General features: G+C 68.3%; 22 protein-coding genes. 3 read left to right on the top strand and 19 right to left on the bottom strand.

Annotation, left to right across the window (positions count from 1 at the left end):
• Nucleotides 1–1,334: glutamate-1-semialdehyde 2,1-aminomutase (gene hemL / locus VMT65_RS00670; RefSeq protein WP_326305940.1), on the bottom strand; the 1,334-nt coding region annotated here is incomplete at its 3' end.
• Nucleotides 1,335–1,674: 340 nt separating this feature from the next.
• Here hemL and VMT65_RS00665 point away from each other — a divergent pair.
• Nucleotides 1,675–2,052 (top strand): hypothetical protein, encoded by a 378-nt coding sequence (locus VMT65_RS00665; RefSeq protein ID WP_326305939.1) that lies wholly within the window; start codon nucleotides 1,675–1,677, stop codon nucleotides 2,050–2,052.
• 174 nt (nucleotides 2,053–2,226) lie between these two features.
• Here VMT65_RS00665 and VMT65_RS00660 read toward each other — a convergent pair whose 3' ends face one another.
• The 5 genes from VMT65_RS00660 to hemB form a co-directional block, all read right to left on the bottom strand.
• On the bottom strand, nucleotides 2,227–2,451 hold the full coding sequence (locus VMT65_RS00660; protein ID WP_326305938.1) for a hypothetical protein: 225 nt from the start codon (nucleotides 2,449–2,451) through the stop codon (nucleotides 2,227–2,229).
• A gap of 118 nt (nucleotides 2,452–2,569) precedes the next feature.
• Nucleotides 2,570–2,803: a hypothetical protein gene (locus VMT65_RS00655; protein WP_326305937.1), complete on the bottom strand. Its 234-nt coding sequence runs from the start codon at nucleotides 2,801–2,803 to the stop codon at nucleotides 2,570–2,572.
• Nucleotides 2,803–3,318 (bottom strand): hypothetical protein, encoded by a 516-nt coding sequence (locus VMT65_RS00650; protein WP_326305936.1) that lies wholly within the window; start codon nucleotides 3,316–3,318, stop codon nucleotides 2,803–2,805. The genes VMT65_RS00655 and VMT65_RS00650 overlap by 1 nt, the downstream gene beginning before the upstream one ends.
• A gap of 278 nt (nucleotides 3,319–3,596) precedes the next feature.
• Entirely contained in the window at nucleotides 3,597–4,109 is a 513-nt protein-coding gene (locus tag VMT65_RS00645) for a hypothetical protein (RefSeq protein ID WP_442790152.1), read from the bottom strand.
• A 22-nt stretch (nucleotides 4,110–4,131) separates the two neighbouring features.
• Nucleotides 4,132–5,109 (bottom strand): porphobilinogen synthase, encoded by a 978-nt coding sequence (gene hemB / locus VMT65_RS00640; protein WP_326305934.1) that lies wholly within the window; start codon nucleotides 5,107–5,109, stop codon nucleotides 4,132–4,134.
• A gap of 163 nt (nucleotides 5,110–5,272) precedes the next feature.
• Between hemB and VMT65_RS00635 the strand changes: the two genes are divergently transcribed.
• Entirely contained in the window at nucleotides 5,273–5,590 is a 318-nt protein-coding gene (locus VMT65_RS00635; RefSeq protein WP_326305933.1) for a hypothetical protein, read from the top strand.
• 108 nt (nucleotides 5,591–5,698) lie between these two features.
• On the opposite strand, the gene VMT65_RS00630 is transcribed toward VMT65_RS00635, so the two are convergent.
• The 6 genes from VMT65_RS00630 to VMT65_RS00605 all read right to left on the bottom strand — a co-directional run bounded on the left by VMT65_RS00630 (nucleotide 5,699) and on the right by VMT65_RS00605 (nucleotide 11,804).
• Nucleotides 5,699–5,950 carry a hypothetical protein gene (locus tag VMT65_RS00630; protein WP_326305931.1) on the bottom strand — a complete coding sequence of 84 codons (252 nt, stop codon included), beginning with the start codon at nucleotides 5,948–5,950 and terminating at the stop codon, nucleotides 5,699–5,701.
• A 465-nt stretch (nucleotides 5,951–6,415) separates the two neighbouring features.
• A complete protein-coding gene (locus tag VMT65_RS00625) occupies nucleotides 6,416–7,978 on the bottom strand; it encodes a bifunctional uroporphyrinogen-III C-methyltransferase/uroporphyrinogen-III synthase (protein ID WP_326305929.1) in 1,563 nt (520 codons plus the stop codon).
• The gene (gene hemC, locus VMT65_RS00620; RefSeq protein WP_326307390.1) at nucleotides 7,975–9,018 is read right to left on the bottom strand and encodes a hydroxymethylbilane synthase; all 1,044 of its coding nucleotides are present in this window, start codon (nucleotides 9,016–9,018) and stop codon (nucleotides 7,975–7,977) included. The genes VMT65_RS00625 and hemC overlap by 4 nt, the downstream gene beginning before the upstream one ends.
• Before the next feature lie 8 nt (nucleotides 9,019–9,026).
• Nucleotides 9,027–10,436, bottom strand: a complete 1,410-nt coding sequence (locus VMT65_RS00615) for a glutamyl-tRNA reductase (protein ID WP_326305927.1) — start codon at nucleotides 10,434–10,436, stop codon at nucleotides 9,027–9,029.
• Nucleotides 10,433–11,221: a redox-sensing transcriptional repressor Rex gene (locus VMT65_RS00610; protein WP_326305925.1), complete on the bottom strand. Its 789-nt coding sequence runs from the start codon at nucleotides 11,219–11,221 to the stop codon at nucleotides 10,433–10,435. Before VMT65_RS00610 ends, VMT65_RS00615 begins: the two co-directional genes overlap by 4 nt.
• A 322-nt stretch (nucleotides 11,222–11,543) precedes the next feature.
• Entirely contained in the window at nucleotides 11,544–11,804 is a 261-nt protein-coding gene (locus tag VMT65_RS00605) for a glutaredoxin family protein (RefSeq protein WP_326305923.1), read from the bottom strand.
• Nucleotides 11,805–11,905: 101 nt separating this feature from the next.
• On the opposite strand from VMT65_RS00605, the gene VMT65_RS00600 reads away from it, so the two are divergent.
• On the top strand, nucleotides 11,906–12,940 hold the full coding sequence (locus tag VMT65_RS00600; protein ID WP_442790151.1) for an HAD family hydrolase: 1,035 nt from the start codon (nucleotides 11,906–11,908) through the stop codon (nucleotides 12,938–12,940).
• Nucleotides 12,941–13,097: 157 nt separating this feature from the next.
• Here the strand turns inward: VMT65_RS00600 and VMT65_RS00595 are convergent, their stop codons facing one another.
• The 7 genes from VMT65_RS00595 to VMT65_RS00565 all read right to left on the bottom strand — a co-directional run bounded on the left by VMT65_RS00595 (nucleotide 13,098) and on the right by VMT65_RS00565 (nucleotide 18,969).
• Entirely contained in the window at nucleotides 13,098–14,117 is a 1,020-nt protein-coding gene (locus VMT65_RS00595) for a lysophospholipid acyltransferase family protein (RefSeq protein ID WP_326305921.1), read from the bottom strand.
• Nucleotides 14,114–15,145 carry an NAD-dependent epimerase/dehydratase family protein gene (locus VMT65_RS00590; RefSeq protein WP_326305919.1) on the bottom strand — a complete coding sequence of 344 codons (1,032 nt, stop codon included), beginning with the start codon at nucleotides 15,143–15,145 and terminating at the stop codon, nucleotides 14,114–14,116. The genes VMT65_RS00595 and VMT65_RS00590 overlap by 4 nt, the downstream gene beginning before the upstream one ends.
• A 226-nt stretch (nucleotides 15,146–15,371) precedes the next feature.
• Entirely contained in the window at nucleotides 15,372–15,473 is a 102-nt protein-coding gene (locus VMT65_RS00585) for a 30S ribosomal protein bS22 (RefSeq protein ID WP_003402602.1), read from the bottom strand.
• Nucleotides 15,474–15,666: 193 nt separating this feature from the next.
• Entirely contained in the window at nucleotides 15,667–15,909 is a 243-nt protein-coding gene (locus tag VMT65_RS00580; RefSeq protein ID WP_045437601.1) for a helix-turn-helix domain-containing protein, read from the bottom strand.
• Between the two features lie 211 nt (nucleotides 15,910–16,120).
• Nucleotides 16,121–16,939: a pyrroline-5-carboxylate reductase gene (gene proC / locus VMT65_RS00575; RefSeq protein ID WP_326305915.1), complete on the bottom strand. Its 819-nt coding sequence runs from the start codon at nucleotides 16,937–16,939 to the stop codon at nucleotides 16,121–16,123.
• A gap of 27 nt (nucleotides 16,940–16,966) precedes the next feature.
• Entirely contained in the window at nucleotides 16,967–17,863 is an 897-nt protein-coding gene (locus VMT65_RS00570; RefSeq protein WP_326305913.1) for a thioesterase family protein, read from the bottom strand.
• 185 nt (nucleotides 17,864–18,048) lie between these two features.
• The gene (locus tag VMT65_RS00565) at nucleotides 18,049–18,969 is read right to left on the bottom strand and encodes a sugar phosphate isomerase/epimerase family protein (RefSeq protein WP_326307388.1); all 921 of its coding nucleotides are present in this window, start codon (nucleotides 18,967–18,969) and stop codon (nucleotides 18,049–18,051) included.
• Between the last annotated feature and the right edge of the window lie 12 nt (nucleotides 18,970–18,981).

Raw genomic sequence — 18,981 nt, 5'->3', positions numbered from 1 at the left:
GCGGCGGATCCTTCGGGGGTGGCGGCCGCCGCGGCGCGCGCGGCGGCGGGGAGGGCGGCGGCGATGCGGTCGAACGCGTTCTCGTCGAGGGCGGCCGAGACGAACCAGGCTTCGAAGGCGCTCGGCGGCGCGTACACGCCCGCGTCCAGCAGGGCGTGGAAGAAGGCTGGGAAACGCCAGGTTTCGCTCGCCTTGGCGGCGGCGTAGTCGGTGACCGGGTTCTCGGCGAAGAACACGCTGACCATATTGCCCGCGAATTGCACCCGGTGCCCGACACCTTCGGCGGTCAGCGCCTCGGTCATGAGCGCGCCCAGGCGCTCGGCGTTCTTGTTCAGCGTCGCGTACACCTGCTCGTCGGCGGTGCGCAGCGTGGCCAGGCCCGCCGCGACCGCGACCGGATTCCCGGACAGGGTGCCCGCCTGATAGACCGGGCCCAGGGGGGCCAGGTGATTCATGATGTCGGCGCGCCCGCCGAACGCCGCGGCGGGTAGGCCGCCGCTCATCACCTTGCCGAAGGTGTAGAGGTCACCGGCCACGCCGTCGATGCCGAACCAGCCCGAGTGGCTCACCCGGAAACCGGTCATGACCTCGTCCATGATCAGCAGCGCGCCGTTCTCGGCGGTGAGCTTGCGCAGCCCCTCGTTGAATCCGGGCACGGGTGCGACCGCGCCCATATTGCCCGCGGCGGCCTCGGTGATGACGCACGCGATCTCGCCCGGGTTCGCCGCGAAGGCGGCGGCCACGGCCGCGAGATCGTTGTAGGGCAGCACGATGGTGTCGGCCGCCTGCGCACCGGTCACACCGGGCGAGGTCGGCAGGCCCAGGGTGGCCACGCCCGAACCGGCGTCGGCGAGCAGCGCGTCCACGTGCCCGTGGTAGCAGCCGCTGAACTTCACGATCTTGCTGCGGCCGGTGAAGCCGCGCGCCAGCCGGACCGCGCTCATGGTGGCCTCGGTGCCCGAGTTCACCAGGCGCACCCGATCGACCGGGGCGACCCGGGCCGCGATGGCCTCGGCGAGTTCGATTTCCGCCTCGGTCGGCGCGCCGAAGGACAGACCGCCGGTGGCCGCCCGCTGCACCGCCTCGACCACGGCCGGGTGCGCGTGCCCGAGAATCATCGGCCCCCAGGAACACACCAGGTCCACGTACTCGTTGCCGTCGGCGTCGGTCAGCGTGCAGCCGCGCGCGGACGCGATGAAACGCGGCGTCCCGCCCACGGATTTGAACGCCCGCACCGGCGAATTCACGCCACCGGGAATGACCGCCGCGGCGCGTTCGAAAAGTTGGGCCGAGACCGGGACCGACACCTGGCTCACACGCGGAGAAGAACTCACGGCACCCAGTCTCTCAGCCGCCCCGACCGCCGTCGACGACAGGGTGTAGTCGAGTGGCCCCTCCCACAGCCGAACCCGACATATTCCCACCTCGATCCGAATTCCGCATCCCGAAGGCAAACGCCCGTCCGCCCGGCCGCGGGGCATCCGCCGCGGCCGTAACTATTCCGGAAATCGCTCACTCGCCGGTCGACTCCGAGCGGACCGGTCAGCACCTGACCGGGGATGACGCGCCGGGTGCAACACGCCGGAGTGGAATTCGGACAACGTTATTCGCTAGTTGATTGCCAATGCGTAATGTCTCGACGCAGGAGACGGCTTCGGAGAGAGGGCGGGACGTATGCGGATCGTTCTATTCGGGGTTGGGATGGCGGCGGTCGCGGTAGTGGCCGGGAGCGGGGTGGCGGCGGCGGGAGTGCCGGTGGCACAACCGGATCAGGGGCGGGTCGGGGTGATGTTGTCGCATGAGGAGACCGTGGCCATTGCGGACGGCCCAATTCCGGCCGTGATCAGCATGTTCGTGCCATTGAGCCGAATGGGCGCGGGACTGCAGCCGAACACCACCATTTACAAGGACGACAAGGGTGGCGTCCACGCCTCGTTGCGACAGGTGATCAGTGAGGCCGGTGATCACCCCGATGGCAATGTGGCGGTTTTCTTCAATGCGCCCGGAACTCACGGCGGGCGTGTGCTGGATGTTTACCAGAACTGGGGCTGACGTATTCGCCCGAGTTCGACCAAGCGGTTTTCACCACTATTCGTTCGAGTGATTCACCCGAGCGGATATCAACCCGGACCGAATTCACCTCGGCGGGGACGACATTCACCCAGGCGGAGGTAGCGGCGCGGTCTGCGGTCGCGCCGCCACGACCACCCTGGTGATGCGAACCCGCTACGAGAGCGGAATCCCCAGGCAGAACGCGGCCCAGCCGGTGGAGATGAGGCAGTTCAGCTGAGGCGGTAGTAGGTCTTCCCAGGACGTCGCCGCGGGCTGCGACCGGAGATCCGGGAGGGCATCGACCGGAGCGGCGGCCACCGGGGCCGCCGCCACAGCGCCGACGAACCCCGTGGCCAGCACCGCGACGGCGATGCGTTTCACGTGCTCTGTGCGCTTCATGCCTTTCATTTTCCGGCCGTACCCCGTGCCCTCCAAGGCAAAACCAGACTTCGCACCCCCGCCACCCGGTGTGTCGACACGACGCGCAGGCCATTCGACCGCGATTCGGGCGAAAGGGTCAGCGGCGCCGGAAGGCCCGCGCGAGCATATCGATCAAAACCAACCCCGCCCCGATGGCGAAGACCGCGGACCCGGCCAACCACGGCCCCACATACCGCGTCGCGCTGAACGCCGGTGCCTCGCCCTGCGGCTTGAACACGGTGGTCGAGATCCCATTGCGCCAGCACCACGCCGCCGCCACCATCAGCACCGGCACGAGCACGAATTCGGCGAAGACGGTCAACCACCGCATCACTGCGCCTCCTTCTTCTCCTCGACCGTCCCACCGTTCAACCGCTCCAGCGCGGCCGTCAGTTCGGCGCGCAGGGTGAGATGGTCACGCGCCCACGCCTGCACGAGTCGCCCGTCCTTCAGTTTGAGCCCGAATCCCTTGCGCCGCCGCGGCACTCCGGTCAACTCGCCCAGCGCCCGCGCCGACTGCCAGTCCTCATAATCCCAGGACTGTTCGTCTTCCTCCGGCAGCACCTCGGCGATGTCGCGCAGCGGCGTCACCTCGGTCCCCTCGCGCAGGCTCTCGGGTGTCAGCTCGACGCTGATGTGTCGCCGCCCGGCCACCACCTGCAACCAGACGAAGCCCGCGAGCAGCAGCGCGCAGAAGACCAGCCCGAACCAGTGGATGGCCCCGCCGCGAATCACCTCGATCACCAGGATGATCGCGCACAGCGCGGGCCCGTACGCGATGGTGCGCCAGCGCGCGCCGGGTTCGAAGAACAGCACGGCCCCGGGGGCGTTGATGGCCTCACTCATAGGTCGAGCGTAAAGATCACGGAATCGTTCAGCGGGCCAGGCCCGGAATCAACAGCACGGCGAGGGTGAGCAGTCCGAAAAGAAACAGCAGACTCAGCACCAAGACATCGCGCCGCAGGCTGTGCGGCTGCTGAATCACCACTCGCATCGTTGCCTCCGCCTTCCCGGCGCCGAGACACGCCATAACACAACGTATGACGCCCGGCTTCCGGTTCCCGAAATCCCTGTGACTGCCCTCACCATACCCGTTAGTACGCCCGTAACAAACTCAGGAGTACTCATTGCGGGGGCGGCCGGAAGAAGGCCTCGGATTCGCTTCGGTAGCAAAGGAATACCGCTCCGCCCGCCAGCACCGCCTGCACGATCCCGGCGCCGCCCGCGATCAGCGCGGCAATGCCGTCCCTGCCCCCGAACCCGAACAGCGTGCCCGCCGCACCGAGCACCAGGAACAGCCCGAAGCCCGTGAGAATCGCTCGCGCCCAGTTCTTTCCGCGCCCCAGCTGATACACGACGGCCACCGCGGCCCCGGTGAGCACCAGCCAGAACACGGCGACCAGCACGAACACGATCACCGTCCAGACCTGCACCTGCGCCAGTGTCACCCCCGGCTGCTGATCCTTGACCTGGTCGAACATCTGCTGCGCCAACTCGTGTCGCTGCCCGAACTGGGCGACCAGCGAGGCGATCAACTGCACCACGCCGACACCCAGTGCGGCGTACCAGAGTTGACCGGCGGTGCGCACATCTTCCGGCATCGGGCGCGAAACACCCGGCGGGAGCATGGAATTCACGACAGAAACTGCTCGGTTCCGCTCACCGCAGCCAGTGCGCGGCCTCGGTGGCCCAGTAGGTGAGCACCATGTCCGCGCCCGCCCGCCGAATGCCGAGCAGCGATTCCAGCACCGCGCCCTTGCGGTCGATCCAGCCGCGCTCGGCGGCCGCGGTGATCATGGCGTACTCGCCGGAGATCTGATAGGCCGCGACCGGCACCGGGGAGCGATCGGCGACCTCGCGCAGAATGTCCAGATACGACATGGCGGGCTTGACCATGACGATGTCCGCGCCCTCCATCAGATCCAGCTCCAACTCGCGCAGCGCCTCGCGGCGGTTGGCCGAATCCTGCTGGTAGGTGCGGCGATCGCCCTGCAGCGAGGAGCCGACGGCCTCGCGGAACGGGCCGTAGAACGCCGAGGCGTACTTGGCGGCGTAGGCCAGGATGCCGGTGTCGGCGTATCCGGCGGCGTCGAGGCCCTCCCGGATCGCGCCCACCTGGCCGTCCATCATGCCGCTGGTGCCGAGCAGGTCGGCACCAGTTTCGGCCTGCGCCAGCGCCATTTCCACGTAGCGGGTCAGGGTGGCGTCATTGTCGACCGCGCCGTTGGCGTCCAGCACACCGCAGTGTCCGTGATCGGTGAACTCGTCCAGACAGGTGTCGGCCATGACGACCGTGGACCCGCCGACCTCGTGCACCAGGGCGCGCAGGCCGCGGTTCAGGATGCCGTCCGGATCGCTCGCCCCGCTCCCCTGGGCGTCCTTGTCCTGCGGCTTCGGCACGCCGAAGAGCATGAGCCCGCCCACGCCCGCGGCCACCGCCTCCACGGCCGCCTTGCGCAGCGAATCCATGGTGTGCTGGAAAACGCCTGGCATGGAGGAGATCTCGCGCGGCTCGTCGAGCCCGTCGGCGACGAACATGGGCAGAATCAGATGCCGCGGCTCCAGGCTGGTCTCGGCGACGAGCCGACGCATGGCAGGAGTGCGGCGCAACCGCCGAGGGCGGTCCATTCCGGTCATGTTCGCATACTATGCCCGCCGCGCGAACCGGGTGCGCGCGCCTCCCAATGGGCGGCAGGACACCGCGGCCCGGATTCGGATGACCTTGAAAGTCGTTGTGAGCAGCGGATTTTGTCGGTGGCAGCGGGTAGAATCGAAGATACGTTCGATGGGAGGAGTCGCCGTGCTCGCAGCCGTTACCAGCATGTCCGACAAGAGGAACCACGCCGCGGTGCCGAAGAAGGGGGATGTGATCGATCACGCCTGGCGGCCGCTGGCCAAACAGCCACTGCCCGCGGGCCGCCCACGCACCTGGTACATCTCGCACAATCGCCGCCTGAAGGCGATGCGCCTGGCCATCGCGCTACTGGACTCGGGCACCTTCAGCCCCGACCAGGCCACCAACGAAACCATCCGCGAGACAGCCGAAGTCATCGGCGTCCACTGGCCCTCGGACGCCACCTGCCGCATGGTCCGCCGCCTGATGGCCGCCCAGCGCTGACCGTATCCGCCAGGCGCTGGCTACGACGGAGACCTTCCGGCAACGCGCAAGTGATGTCGAAAGGCCTCCGCCGAACGCGGTCCGCGCCGGACACGGGCGCGACCGCCGCTAGGAGTTGAGGCACCCGGTCTGGGTCGACCCCGGCGCGCCGAGATTGCCCGAACCACTGGACAGACACTTCAGCAGCGTCTGCAACACCAGCGCTGCCGGAATACCGGAGGAGCTCACACCCGGCGAATCGGCGATCGGCGCGGTGACCGGGGCCTGCTCGGCTGCCTGGGCGGACGCCCCCGCCGGAACCAGGGCCACCCCAACCGTGATTCCGACCATCGCGATCAGACCGACTGCCGTGCGCTTCATGAACGTTCACCTTCCGGAGATCGAATTCTGAACGCAGCGTATGCATATCGGCCCGAGACGAAACGACCGTATTTCTAACGACACCATTTCCGTGGGCGGACTCGACCCGCCGCCCGATGGCGCGTCCGCCCCTTCACCGGAGCCCGGATCGCCACCGAGCGGGTTCGCACCACACGTTGCCGCGGTCCCATACCGGAGCGGCAATGACCGGACGCCGGGCACAGTCGGGAAGCGTCCGGACCCGGTTCCGGGCACCCCTGCACCGCCCGGAACCATGCAAGACGATCGGCCCCGCACCATTCGACGCGGGGCCGATTGTCGGCCCCGCCGTACGCTCCGGACCATGTCGGCCCCGACATGTGGCGATGGCCGGCGGGATGGCAACAGATTTCGGCGCACCACGGTAAAGCATCGGCCCCGCACCAATGACGATGCGGGGCCGATGTTTTGCGGTTGGGTCGAGCCTCAGCGGCTGCGGCGGCTCTTCTTGCGGGGCGGGGGCAGTAGGCCCTCGGCGCGGAGGTGGGCGGCGTGTTCGGCGAGGGCCTCGACGAGGGGGCCGACCTGGGCCACCTCGGGTTGGACGTCGACGCGCAGGCCGAATTCGATGGCCGTTTCGGCGGTCTTGGGGCCGATGCAGGCCACGATGGTGCGGGCGTGCGGCTTGCCCGCGATGCCGACCAGATTGCGGACCGTGGAGGACGAGGTGAACAGGACCGCGTCGAAGCCGCCGGTCTTGATCATCTCGCGGGTCTCCGCGGGCGGCGGAGAGGCGCGCACGGTGCGGTAGGCGGTGACGTCGTCGATCTCCCAGCCGCGATCGCGCAGCCCCTCGGCCAGGGTCTCGGTGGCGATGTCGGCGCGCGGCAGCAGCACCCGGTTGACCGGGTCGAAAACGTCGTCGTAGGGCGGGAAGTCGGCCAGCAGCCCCTCGGAGGACTGCTCGCCCGACGGCACCAACTCGGGGTTGATGCCGAAGGAGCGCACCTTCTCCGCGGTGGCCTCGCCGACGCAGGCGATCTTCACGCCGCTGAAAGCGCGCGCGTCCAAACCGAATTCGCCGAACTTCTCCCACACCGCGCGCACCGCGTTGGTGGAGGTGAACACCACCCACTGGTAGCGCCCGTCGACCAGACCCTTGACCGCGCGCTCCATCTGCGCGGGGCTGCGCGGCGGCTCCACCGCGATGGTCGGCACTTCCATCGGAATCGCGCCGTGCATGACGAGCTTCTCGCTCATCTCACCGGCCTGCTCCTTGGTGCGCGGCACAAGCACGGTCCAGCCGTAGAGCGCCCGCGACTCCCACCAGGAGGTCTTGGCGCGCTTGTCCACTTCCTTGCCGACCGTGACCACCAGCGGCCCGACCAACTCGGACGCGGCATTGTTCAGCGTCGCCAGCGTGGCGTCGATGGTGCGCTGCTGGCGCGTGGTGCCGCGCACGGTCACCGCGACCGGGGTCTGCGGGGCCATGCCGTGTTCGACCAGGGCCGAAGCGGTCTCGGCCAGATGCCCGGAGGTGGCGTGCAGCACCAGCGGCCCCGGCGCGGCCGCCACGGCCGCCCAGTCCACCTCGCCGCGCACATCCACCTCGGTGTGGCTGGAGCCGATCTCGATGCCCGCGTAGGCCGGAACGGTGGTGCCCGCCGAAAGGCCCGGCAGCACCTCGAAGTTCAGATGCGAGCGGGTGACGGCGTTGATCTCCTGGATGACCGAATCGGTGGTCATGGGATCGCCGGACACCAGGCGCACCACGTCGAACCCGTTGCGCGCCTCGGCGATCAGAGTCTTGGCCACCTCGGCGGCGTCACCCAGCGCGGGGCGCACGTCCACCGGGCGGGTCCCGTCCGGGTTCTCCTCGACCGCGGTGCCGATCAGGGCGAGCACGCCCTTGTCGACATCGGGATCGGTGAACGCCAGCGTCGCCCGGCCGATCACCTCCCGGGCACGCACGGTGAGCAGCGCCGGGTCGCCGGGGCCTGACCCCACGAAAAGGATCCGACCGGGATTCTTCTTCGTCACTCGGCTCATCGTTGGTTCTCCATTGGGCTGGGATTGCTGTCGTCGGTGAGCTCAGCGGATTCCACGTCGTTCGATTCCTCTGTGACGCTGAGCAGTTCGCGCGCCCCCAGCTCCAAGAGCTCGCGCGCCAGTGCTCGGCCCAGTTTCTCGGCATCCGCCACCGGGCCAACTACTGAAGCCCGGATCACGTCCGAGCCGTCGATCGCCGCCGCGCAGGCGCGCAGCGACAACTCCTCCACCACCCGGCCGTCGTCGTCGAGCGATTCGACGACCTCGGCCAGCGCGCCGATCGGCGCCGTGCACCCGGCCTCCAGTTCGGCCAGCAGCATCCGCTCCGCGGTGATCGCGGCACGCGTGCCGGGATCGTCGAGGGCGGACAGGATGGTCACGAGTTCGGTATCGGCGCTGCGGCATTCGACCGCCAACGCGCCCTGCGCGGGGGCGGGCAGCATCTGCACCGGTTCGAGCGATTCGGTGACGGCGTCGAGGCGGTCGATGCGGGCCAGCCCGGCCCGCGCCACCACGACGGCATCCAGTTCACCGTTCACGACCTTGGAAATTCTGGTGTCGAGATTGCCGCGCAGCGGCACGATCTCGATGCCGAGGCCCAGCGCCTTCAGCTGCGCCGAGCGCCGCGGCGCGGAGGTGCCGACCTTCGCGCCCGCGGGCAGCTCGCCCAGCACCAGGCCGTCCCGGGCCACCAGCGCGTCGCGCGGATCCTGCCGGGGCGGGATCGCGGCGATATTGAACAGCGGGTCCTGCGCGGTCGGCAGATCCTTGTACGAGTGCACCGCGATATCGACCGTGCCCGCGGCCAATTCCTCGCGCAGCGCGGCGGTGAAGACACCGACGCCGATCTTCTGCACGGGATCGGTGGCGTTCTGGTCACCGGCGGTCTTCACGATCACCAGCTCGGCCTGCTGGCCATTGGCGATCAGGGCGTCGCGCACATGCCCGGCCTGGGTGAGGGCCAGCAGACTGCCGCGGGTGCCGATGCGCCACGGCGCGTCCACCGTTCCGCGAACTGTTGTCTCGTTCTCGTGCACCATAGCTCCGGTCATGCGGTCCGCCCCTGTTCGTCGCCCGGGTGGGCGGCGGTGAAATCGTCGGCCAGTTCGCCCTGCAGGGCGGAGATCTCCATCGGCGCGGCAACCGCTTGTGCCGCACCGGGTTTGAGTTCGAACAACTCGCGCAGCGCCTCGGCGTAGCTGTCGCCGCCCGGTGTCGAGGCCAGCTGTTTGACCCGCACGGTCGGCGCGTGCAGCAGTTTGTCGACCACCCGCCGCACGGTGCGGGCGACTTCCTCGCGTTCGCCCGAGGCCAATCCCGGTAGTCGGGAATCCAGGCGTAGCAGTTCGGCCTCGACCACGTCGGCGGCCATCTGGCGCAGCGCGGCCACGGTCGGGGTGACCTCGGCCATGCGCTGTCCGGCAAGGTATTTGGCGAGTTCGTCGGCCACGATGGAGCGCGCGGCGGCGGTGTCGTCGGCGGCCGCACCGGCCAGCGGATCGCGCTGCAGCGTCTCCATGTCGATGACGGTCACGCCCGGCAGCCCGGCCACCGCGTGGTCCACATCGCGGGGCAGACCCAGATCGCAGATGACCAGCTCTCTGGTGCCCGCCGCGTCGGATCGGCTCGTGGCCTTGGCCGCGAGCGCGCGATGCACATCCGCGAGGGTCACCACCGTGCCGACCGCGCCGGTACAGGTCACCACCACGTCGGCGGCGGCCATGGCCTCGGCCAGCCGGTCCATCTCGATGGCCGCGGCGGCCACCCCGTGCATGGTGGTGGCCGTATTGGCCAGGCGCTGCGCCTTTTCCAGGGTCCGGTTCACCACCAGGATCCGCTCGGCCCCGCCACGCGCGAGCTGCGCCACCGCGAGCCCGCCCATCGCGCCCGCGCCCAACACCAGGGCGGTGCGCCCGGCCAGCGGACCCAGCACGGCGCGCGCGCGATCCAGCGCCACCGACACCACCGACGCGCCCGCGCGATCGATGCCGGTCTCGGAGTGCACCCGCTTGCCGACCCGCAACGCGTGCTGGGCCAGCTCGTGCAGGGTGCGCCCGGCGGCCTGCTGGGCGTCGGAGGCGGAGTAGGCGGCGCGGATCTGGCTCAGGATCTGCTGCTCGCCGACCACCATGGAATCCAGGCCCGAGGCCACCGCGAACAGGTGCTCGGCCGCGGCCTCCGCGTAGCGCACATAGGCGTGCTTGGTGAGCTCCGGCAGCGGCAGACCCGAATGGCGGGTGAGCAATTCGCCGATCTCGCCCAGCGCGGGGTGGAAGGCGTCCACGACCGCGTAGACCTCGATGCGGTTGCAGGTGGAGACGATCATCGCCTCGGAGACGTGGCTCGACGCCAGCATCTTGTCGGTCAGCTTGGGGCGGTCGGTCTCGGTGATGGCGATCTTCTCGAGCACCGCGACCGGTGCACTGCGATGCGAGATCCCGACGAGAAGCACACTCATGGCTGGACCACCGCTCCCTTGCTGGTTGTCATCGGTACCCGGCGAATCGGGGTAGACACCACGGTTACATCGCCCGCCGCGGCGGCGGCGCTCATGGCTTCCTCCGCGGCCGATTCCGCACTGCGGGCCCGCTCGAACGACAGCAGCTGCATCTCCACCGCGAGATCCACCCGCCGCACCTCCACGGTCGCGGGCGCGTCCAGCGCCAGCGCCGAGAAACTCAGAATGCACTGCATGCCCGCGTCCACCAGCAGATCGCAGACGCCCTGGGCGGCCGCGTCCGGCACCGTGATGACGGCGATGGTGGGCTCCAGAGTGGCCACGGCCTCGGTCAATTCGGCGACATCACGAACGACCAGTCCGCACACGACCGTGCCGATCACCGCGGGATCGTTGTCGAACAGCCCGACCATGGCGAAACCGCGGCGACGGAAACCGCCGTAGCCGACCAGCGCCCGACCCAGGTGACCCGCGCCGACCAGCACCACCCGGTGTCCCTCGGACAGTCCGAGCACATCCTCGATGCGGTCGCGCAGCTTGATCACGTCGTAGCCGACGCCGCGAACTCCATTGGGCCCGAGGAACGAAAGATCCTTGCGCAACTTCGCCGAACCGACACCCGCCGCGACAGCCAGTTCCTCACTCGATACGATGGCTACACCGTCGTCGGCGAGTACGGCGAGCACTCGGAGATAGGTGGCCAGCCGGGCCACCGTGGCCTGCGGGATGTCCTTCTGCAGAGCCCTGGAGACGCCATTGGGCGGCGTCTCGTGCTGCTCTGTCACGTCGCTTGCGCTCCTCGTCCGGCCGGGGGTGAGTGTCCGGGTTCTTTTGTCGACCCGACGCCGGGAGACCGTCGCGGTCCTTACAGGCGAGGTCGAGTCAGGTTCAGGGGGTCGCTTCCGCTGCCCGAGAAGGCGGGTCGCGTGCCACCACCGTAACCGCTTGTGAAGCCCTGCACAAAGTCGGTGAATTCAGTCACTTTGCGGCGGGCTCCGGCCCCGCGTTCATTCAACCCTCATCGGCACCGAGCCGCTACGCAACGCGCCGGAGCGGATGGGTGAAGGGGGTCCGGGTATCGCGCCCCCTCAATGCCCCTATTCCACGCTATTTCGCGAGGTCGGCGCGCAGTCGCGGCTCGTCCACATCGAAATAGCTGTGCTCGCGCCCGTCGAGCAGCACCACCGGCAGCCGGTCGCCGTATTCGGCGCGCAGGCCCGGATCGGTGGCGGCGGCCTCGTCCACATCGACCATGGCGACCTCGATGCCGAACTCGGCGCAGATCGGCCGCAATTGCTCGAGTGCCGTGTGGCACAGTCCGCAGCCGCTGCGGGTCAACAGAGTCACAGCGTGGGGAGAATCGCTCATAGCCACCATCTAACAACTTCCCGTTATGTCGTTCGCCGTCTACGTTGCGGTCACCCCTGGGCGTTACTGTTGACTTGTCGCGCTAACAGGCGGAGGTACTGGTGCCGGAGAGTTCGAAAGAGCCGGGGACGGGTTTCATCGCGGGACGCTTCGGTGAATTTCCGGCGCGTTGGGGGCAGGGCCTACAGGACCTGCAGGATCAGTTCACCCGCATCACGCGCAGCCCGTTCGGTCCGAGCGAGGAAGAGGTGCGCGCCAATCTGGCCGGTGAGGCCAGCGCCGATGCCGCCCTCGCCCTGCACGACGCCGAGCTCGCCCTGCGGGACGACGCTGACACGCCGACCCCCGCGGTCCCCCGCGATCTGACCGCCGCCGCCTTCTTCGACGTGGACAACACCATGGTGCAGGGCGCGTCCATCGTGCACTTCGCCCGCGGGCTGGCCGCGCGCAAGTACTTCAAGACCTCCGACCTGGTCGATATGGCCTGGAAGCAGGTCAAATTCCGGGTGACCGGCAAGGAGAGCCACTCGGACATGGCCTCCGGCAAGGAGAAGGCGCTGTCCTTCATCGCGGGCCGCCCCACCGCCGAACTCGCCGCGCTGGGCGAGGAGATCTACGACGAGATCATCGCCGACAAGATCTGGCCCGGCACCCGAGCGCTGGCGCAGATGCATCTGGACGCGGGCCAACAGGTCTGGCTGGTCACCGCGACCCCGGTAGAGCTCGCGCAGGTCATCGCCAAGCGGCTGGGCCTGACCGGCGCGCTGGGCACGGTCGCCGAGAGTGAGAACGGCGTGTTCACCGGCCGCCTGGTCGGCGACATCCTGCACGGTCTGGGCAAGGCGCACGCGGTGCGCACCCTGGCCATTCGCGAGGGCCTGAACCTCAAGCGCTGCACCGCCTATTCCGACAGCCACAACGACGTGCCCATGCTCTCGCTGGTCGGCACCGCGGTGGCCATCAATCCGGACGCGGATCTGCGCGAGGTGGCCAAGAACCGCGGCTGGGAGATCCGCGACTTCCGCACCGGCCGCAAGGCCGCGAAAGTCGGTGTGCCCACGGCCATCGCGCTCGGCGCGGCGGGCGGGGCGGCGGCCGCGGTCCTTTCCCGCAAGCGCGAAGCCAAAGCCAGCTGAAGCCGCAATATGCCTACGCGACAACTGATCTCGTGGGATGCGGGTAACTCACCGGGTACGACCAAAATAGAATGGGCACCCGACCGACGGCACGGGTGCCCAACTCCAACGGCTCTCTGCTGCCCGCTGAATTCGCGGGGAGGCGGGGGAGCATTCGCTAACCGGTGAACGGATTACGCCGCTTGATCAGGTTCTTGTACAGCGTCCCCTGAATGGTTTCGCGGACCTGGTCGGTGATTTCGAACATCGTCATCGGATCATCGGCATCGGTCGGTTCGTATCCGGCCGTCGAAATCGGCTCGCCGAATTCGATGTACCACTTGGACGGGAACGGAATAGCGCCCAACGGCCCCAGATGCGGGAAAAGCGGCGTCACAGGGAAATACGGGATACCGAGCAGTCGGGCCAGCGGCTTGAGATCGGCCAGCTTCGGGTAGATCTCCTCCGAACCCACGATCGAGCACGGAATGATCGGCACCCCGGTGCGCACCGCCGCCGACACGAACCCGCCGCGGCCGAACCGCTGCAGCTTGTACCGGTCCGCGTACGGCTTGCCGATGCCCTTGTAGCCCTCCGGGAACACGCCCGCGACTTCGCCCGCGCGCAACAGCCTTTCGGCGTCGGCCGGGCAGGCCAGGGTGTGCCCGGCCTTGCGGGCCAGACCGCCGATGACGGGCGTCTCGAAGATGAGATCCGCGGCCAGGATGCGCAGCGCGCGCTGCTTGGGATGCCGGTCGTGCACGGCCAGCTGCAGCATGAGCCCGTCCAGCGGGACCGTGCCCGCGTGGTTGGCCACGATCAGCGCGCCGCCCACCTCCGGAATGTTCTCGATGCCCGACACCTCGACCCGGAACCACAGCTCCGACAGCGGCCGCAGCATCGGGAGGATGACCGACTCGAGAAGGTGCTCGTCCAAACCGAATTCGTCGACCTGGTAGTCGCCGGTGAGGCGGCGGCGCGCGAAATCGGCGGTGTAGCGGACCCCCTCCGCGACGGTCCCCCGAATCAGCTCACTCAGCGATTTGGGCTGACGCGCTTCGACTTCGGCGAGCCGATCGGTCAGCGAGGTCACCGGGGTGAGCGCCGGTTCCCCCACCGGCCACACCCGAGACGGGCGATTGTGCCGCGCCTCGAAATCCACGTCGTGAAGACGAATCACCTTCGCTACATCACTCATTGGTGTGCTCCCGTCCCGGCCCCGAGCAGGCCGAGAAGTTTGTTCTCTGCGGCGTCGATCCACGCGGGATCGATCACGGGCCGCAACGCTGCGCCCCCTATGAAGTCGTCGAATGCCTGCACCGTGGTCCAGCGCGGTTGGAATCCGAGGTCGGTGCGCATCCGGGTGGTGTCCAGACCGCAGCCGAAGTGGAAGTAGTCGATCTGCTCCGCGGTGAACTCCCGCATCACCGGGCCCATGAGGGTGCGCCCGACGGTGCGGAAAACCGCGTACGGGACCGGTAATTCGATCCGCCCGGCCCGGCGGATGGCCTGCGACAGCGCCATGGCGCCGTCACCGGCCACATTGTAGGTGCCCCCCGGGGCCGTCATGGCCCCGTGGACGAGGGCGGCGATGGCGTCCTCCTCGTGCAGCAGCTGCATGCGCGGATCCCGGCCGAGGATGGTCGGCGTGATCGGCGAACGGAAATACTGCACACCGCGTTTGGCCAACTGCGGACCCACGATCGGCGGAAATCGCAGAATGGCCGCCGAGATGTCGGGACGGCGCCGCGCCAGACCGCGGACGAAACCCTCCACCTCGACCATGTCGCGCGCGAACCAGCCGCGCGGCGGCGTGCGGGCGCTCATCTCCTCGGTGAACTTCACCGGATCCTTGGCGCTGCACCCGTAGACGGCGGACGAGGAACGCACCACCACCCGCCGCACGCTGGAAGCCTTGCGGCACACCGCGAACAGCTGCATGGCCCCCAGCACGTTCATATCCTTCATGGCGGCCCGGCCGCCACCCGACGGCGGGCGCGAGAGCGCGGCGGGATGCACCACCGTGTCCACCTGATTTCCGTCGATCACCTTGCGGATCAACGGATTTCGAATATCGGCGCGCACGAATTCGGCGCGGCCCATGCGGCGCAGCAACTCCCGGCTGGGTTGTTTGGCATCCACGGCGATAATGCGTTCGACGGCAGGGTCGGCCGCGAGGCGGGCCACCACATTGCCACCGAAGAACCGGCTCGCACCGGTGACCATCACCACCTTGGGCGCCTGCCCGTCCCGGGTCCCTGCCGCACCGGATCCCACTCGCAGCCCCCATGTTTTGCTGTATCGCCGCCGTTATTCCCGCGCTCTCAGGGTAACCGGCCGGTAGGGGTCATCCGAAGGGTATTAACCAGGATCTAACGATGACTTCAATCACCTGATAAATGACGAAAGCCCGCCACCGGAGGTGACGGGCTTCCAGCTACGACGCAGCGGCTTACTTGCCGAGTTTACGACGCTGAACACGCGTGCGGCGAAGCAGCTTGCGGTGCTTCTTCTTCGACATGCGCTTGCGGCGCTTCTTGATCACAGAACCCATAGGGTTGTTCCTCGCGTTCTCTCGGGTCATCCCCACTCGGGGTGCACACTGTCTGACCCTGCACAGTCCCTACCCGATACGGGCCGAGATGGACCCGGCGGCACCACCGGCACGTACAGGATGCCGGTCCATGCTACCGGGCCACTCTCCGGCGAACGAAACCGGTGGGGGCTGATCGACTAGCCGGGCGTTTCTACCCCGCGTCGAAGTAGGACGTCTCCAGATAGTCGTGCACCGCCTTGGCGTGCACTCGGAAGGAACGCCCCACCCGCACCGCGGGCAGCTCTCCCGAATGCACCAGCCGGTACACCGTCATTTTGGATACCCGCATGAGATTCGCTACCTCGGCGACGGTGAGGAACTGCGTACCACCGCCGATCACGGATCCCGCATTGATTGGGCTGTTTCCGGACCTCGCTTGGCTGTTTCCAGACATCATTGCGCCACTGACCTCCGGCACGTCCGCGCCGCCGGCTTCCCCACCGGCGGAACAGACACGCACGTGCTCCTTGAAGCTTAGCGGGACCAGTGGGATTGCTGCGACGGGTGTGAGAAATCAGCCTTTGCTGTGGCGAGTCGGCCTTCGGCAGCAAACTAGCAACCGAGCAGTTTTGAATGCGGCGAACCGGAGCGCCGCGCTCTCAACGTTAGTCCGCGATCGCGCCGAGTTCCTGAGAACGGCGTTTTGCGGCATGCAGCGCATCGTGGAAAGCCGAACGCACCGCGGCCCGCTCCAACTCGCGCAGACCCGCCGCGGTGGTGCCCGCGGGTGAGGTGACGGCCGCGCGCAATTCCGGAGCAGACTGGCCCGACTCGTCGAGCAGGGCGGCCGAACCGAGCATGGTCTGCACGACCAGCTGGGTGGCCACATCGCGGGTCAGCCCCAGGCCCACCGAGGCATCGATCATGGCCTCGACAATGAGGAAGAAATACGCCGGACCCGAGCCCGACACCGCGGTCACGGCATCCATCTGCGACTCCGAGACGGTGACGACCTTGCCGACGGACTCCAGGATCTCGGTGACCAGAACGAGCTGCTCCTTGCGGGCGTAGCGGCCCGGCGCGATGGCGCTCATGCCCTGGCCCACCAGCATCGGGGTGTTGGACATGACCCGCACGACCGGGAAGCCCGCGGGCAGCTTGGCCTCCATGCGATTGGTCGGCACACCCGCCGCCAGCGAGACCAGCACCTGATCCTGGTCGTCGCCGAGTTCGGCCTTGGCCAGTTCGGTCAGCACGCCGTCCACATCGTTCGGCTTCACGGCGATCACGATGAGATCGGCGGACTTGGCGGCATCGACGACATCGGCCGTGGCGCGAATCCCGAACCGCTCGGCCAAGAACTCGGCCCGCGCCGCCACCGGCTCGACAACCACCAGATCCTTGTTGGCCCGCCCCGATTCGAGCAGACCCGCGATCAACGCCTCACCGATCCGGCCGCCGCCGATCACCGCAATCCTCGTCATGGGTTTCAAGGCTAGCGGTGCGGCGGATTACCGCGACTGGGGGATCAAGGCCAACTGACGGCTCTGGGCGACGATGGCTCCGGTGGAGTCGAGGACGAGTTGGTCCTCGTCGAACATGCGGTGGCCGACCTCGCGGCTGTGGGCGATGACGCGGAGCCAGCCGGGGGCCGGGCGGCGGCGGAGGTAGGTGGTCATCTGGACGGTGGGGGCCCAGCCGAAGTGGCCGAGGTTCATGGGGACCGGGGGGCTCATGTCGGCGGCCATCATGGCGAAGAAGGCGGAGACGTCCGGGTCGCGTTCGTCGCCGTCGAAGGGGCGGATCCACAGGCGCAGGCGCGGTTCGGATTTCTCGCCGGTGAGGAAGCGGGCCCACGTCGGGTCGAGGGCGACCGAGGAGCCCTGGGCCACGTGCACGACCTTGCCCATGGGGTTGTTCTCGTCGTAGGCGAGGGCGTCGGGGGCGGGTTCGGCGGGCATGTCCCGGGCGTGGTCGGCGGCGTACTGCGGATCCGCGTCGTCGAGGTGGCCGAAGGTGAAGGCGGTGTGCACCAGGGTGCGGCCGTGCTGGATGAGGCTCGCGTCGATGAGGGCGATCTGGCGGCCCAGCTTGCGGGTGCGGACCTCGTATTCGACCTCGCCGGGATCGGGCGCGCCGAGGAAGTCGGTGCTCGCCGAGATCGCGAACATGTCGGCCTGTTCGGGCGCGGTGCGGCGCAACCACTCCGTCGCGGCCGCGGCGCTGGCGGCGACCATGGTGCCGCCGTGCACCTTGTTGCCGATGGTCCAGATCGGGTCGATGGAACCCGCGTAGCGACCGAGTTCGGGAGTCCGCGAAGCGAGTTCGGTGAGCGCGCAGACGCGACCGAACGGCGCGTCGGCCAATTCACTCGCCGAGGCCAGATCGACGGTCAACTCCGTTGTCATCCGCTGTCCTTCCACTGTGGTTTGTACAGCGTAAACGGACACCGCGATCATTCCGAACCAAAGGTGGGATGAGTCACCCGACTCTCGGGGCTCTCAGGGGCTTCCCCTGAAACCCCGATCAACCGATGAGAAGCAGGACTCTCGTCGGCTTCGCCAGAAACCCGGATCAACAAAGGAGAAAAAGTTCAGCCGCGGTGGGCGGCGGTGGGCTCCGGGGTCGGCACGGGGGTGAAATCGTTGAGGTGCTCGCGGGCGAAGGTGAGGGCGCGGTTGAGCATGGCGGCCCGGGCACCGGTGGTGCGGGCCATCTGCGTGTTCACCTCGATGACGGCTTGGCCGTCGAAACCGTTGTGGACCAACATCTCACACAGTTGGGCGACCGGTTGGGTGCCCTCGCCCGGAATCAGATGCTCGTCGGTGGCCGCGCCCCGGCCGTCGGCCAGGTGCAGGTGGGTCAGGCCGGAACCCATGCGGCCCGCCAACATCAGCGGATCCATGCCCGCGGTCGCGGTGTGCGAGGTGTCGAGGGTGTAGTGGGCGAACCCGACGTCGGTGGGGTCGTAGGACGGGCTGAAGGTGGTGATCGAGGGTCCCGGTCCGCCACGGCGTTCCAGACGCTGAATCGAGCTGCCGCGGAACAGGGTGTCGGCGCGCATGGGGAACATGTTCTCCACGGCCACCGCGACCGGGCTCGAACTCTCCAGTTCGGCAACCTGTTTGGCGAAGCCCTCGGCGTAGCGGCGCTGCCAGCGGAACGGCGGATGCACGACCACGGTCGCCGCGCCCAGCGCCTCGGCGGTGTGGACGCTGCGGGTGAGCTTCGCGATCGGGTCCGACCCCCAGACCCGTTGCGAGATCAGCAGACACGGCGCGTGCACGGCCAGCACCGGAATGCCGTATTTGTGGGTGAAGTGCTGCACGGTGGCAATGGACTGGCTGGCCGGTTCGGCCCACACCATGAGTTCCACACCGTCGAAACCGAGTTCGGCCGCGTAGCGGAACGCGGCCTCGGTGTTCTCCGGATACACCGAGGCCGTCGAGAGCCCGACCCGGATCGGCCTTCGCCCCGCCCCGTTCTCGGTGCCCGCCCCCTGCGCCCGCACGATGTTCCCCACTGC

This window comes from Nocardia sp. CDC153 (assembly GCF_035818515.1).
GTDB lineage: Bacteria > Actinomycetota > Actinomycetes > Mycobacteriales > Mycobacteriaceae > Nocardia.
This window is presented reverse-complemented; position numbering and strand designations above follow the sequence as displayed.

Coding starts and splice junctions, on each gene's coding strand:
- VMT65_RS00665 (WP_326305939.1), top strand. CDS start 1,675: ATGCGGATCGTTCTATTCGGGGTTGGGATGGCGGCGGTCGCGGTAGTG.
- VMT65_RS00660 (WP_326305938.1), bottom strand. CDS start 2,451: ATGAAGCGCACAGAGCACGTGAAACGCATCGCCGTCGCGGTGCTGGCC.
- VMT65_RS00655 (WP_326305937.1), bottom strand. CDS start 2,803: ATGCGGTGGTTGACCGTCTTCGCCGAATTCGTGCTCGTGCCGGTGCTG.
- VMT65_RS00650 (WP_326305936.1), bottom strand. CDS start 3,318: ATGAGTGAGGCCATCAACGCCCCCGGGGCCGTGCTGTTCTTCGAACCC.
- hemB (WP_326305934.1), bottom strand. CDS start 5,109: ATGACCGGAATGGACCGCCCTCGGCGGTTGCGCCGCACTCCTGCCATG.
- VMT65_RS00630 (WP_326305931.1), bottom strand. CDS start 5,950: ATGAAGCGCACGGCAGTCGGTCTGATCGCGATGGTCGGAATCACGGTT.
- VMT65_RS00625 (WP_326305929.1), bottom strand. CDS start 7,978: ATGAGCCGAGTGACGAAGAAGAATCCCGGTCGGATCCTTTTCGTGGGG.
- hemC (WP_326307390.1), bottom strand. CDS start 9,018: ATGGTGCACGAGAACGAGACAACAGTTCGCGGAACGGTGGACGCGCCG.
- VMT65_RS00615 (WP_326305927.1), bottom strand. CDS start 10,436: ATGAGTGTGCTTCTCGTCGGGATCTCGCATCGCAGTGCACCGGTCGCG.
- VMT65_RS00605 (WP_326305923.1), bottom strand. CDS start 11,804: ATGAGCGATTCTCCCCACGCTGTGACTCTGTTGACCCGCAGCGGCTGC.
- VMT65_RS00595 (WP_326305921.1), bottom strand. CDS start 14,117: ATGAGTGATGTAGCGAAGGTGATTCGTCTTCACGACGTGGATTTCGAG.
- VMT65_RS00590 (WP_326305919.1), bottom strand. CDS start 15,145: ATGGTCACCGGTGCGAGCCGGTTCTTCGGTGGCAATGTGGTGGCCCGC.
- VMT65_RS00585 (WP_003402602.1), bottom strand. CDS start 15,473: ATGGGTTCTGTGATCAAGAAGCGCCGCAAGCGCATGTCGAAGAAGAAG.
- VMT65_RS00580 (WP_045437601.1), bottom strand. CDS start 15,909: ATGTCTGGAAACAGCCAAGCGAGGTCCGGAAACAGCCCAATCAATGCG.
- proC (WP_326305915.1), bottom strand. CDS start 16,939: ATGACGAGGATTGCGGTGATCGGCGGCGGCCGGATCGGTGAGGCGTTG.
- VMT65_RS00570 (WP_326305913.1), bottom strand. CDS start 17,863: ATGACAACGGAGTTGACCGTCGATCTGGCCTCGGCGAGTGAATTGGCC.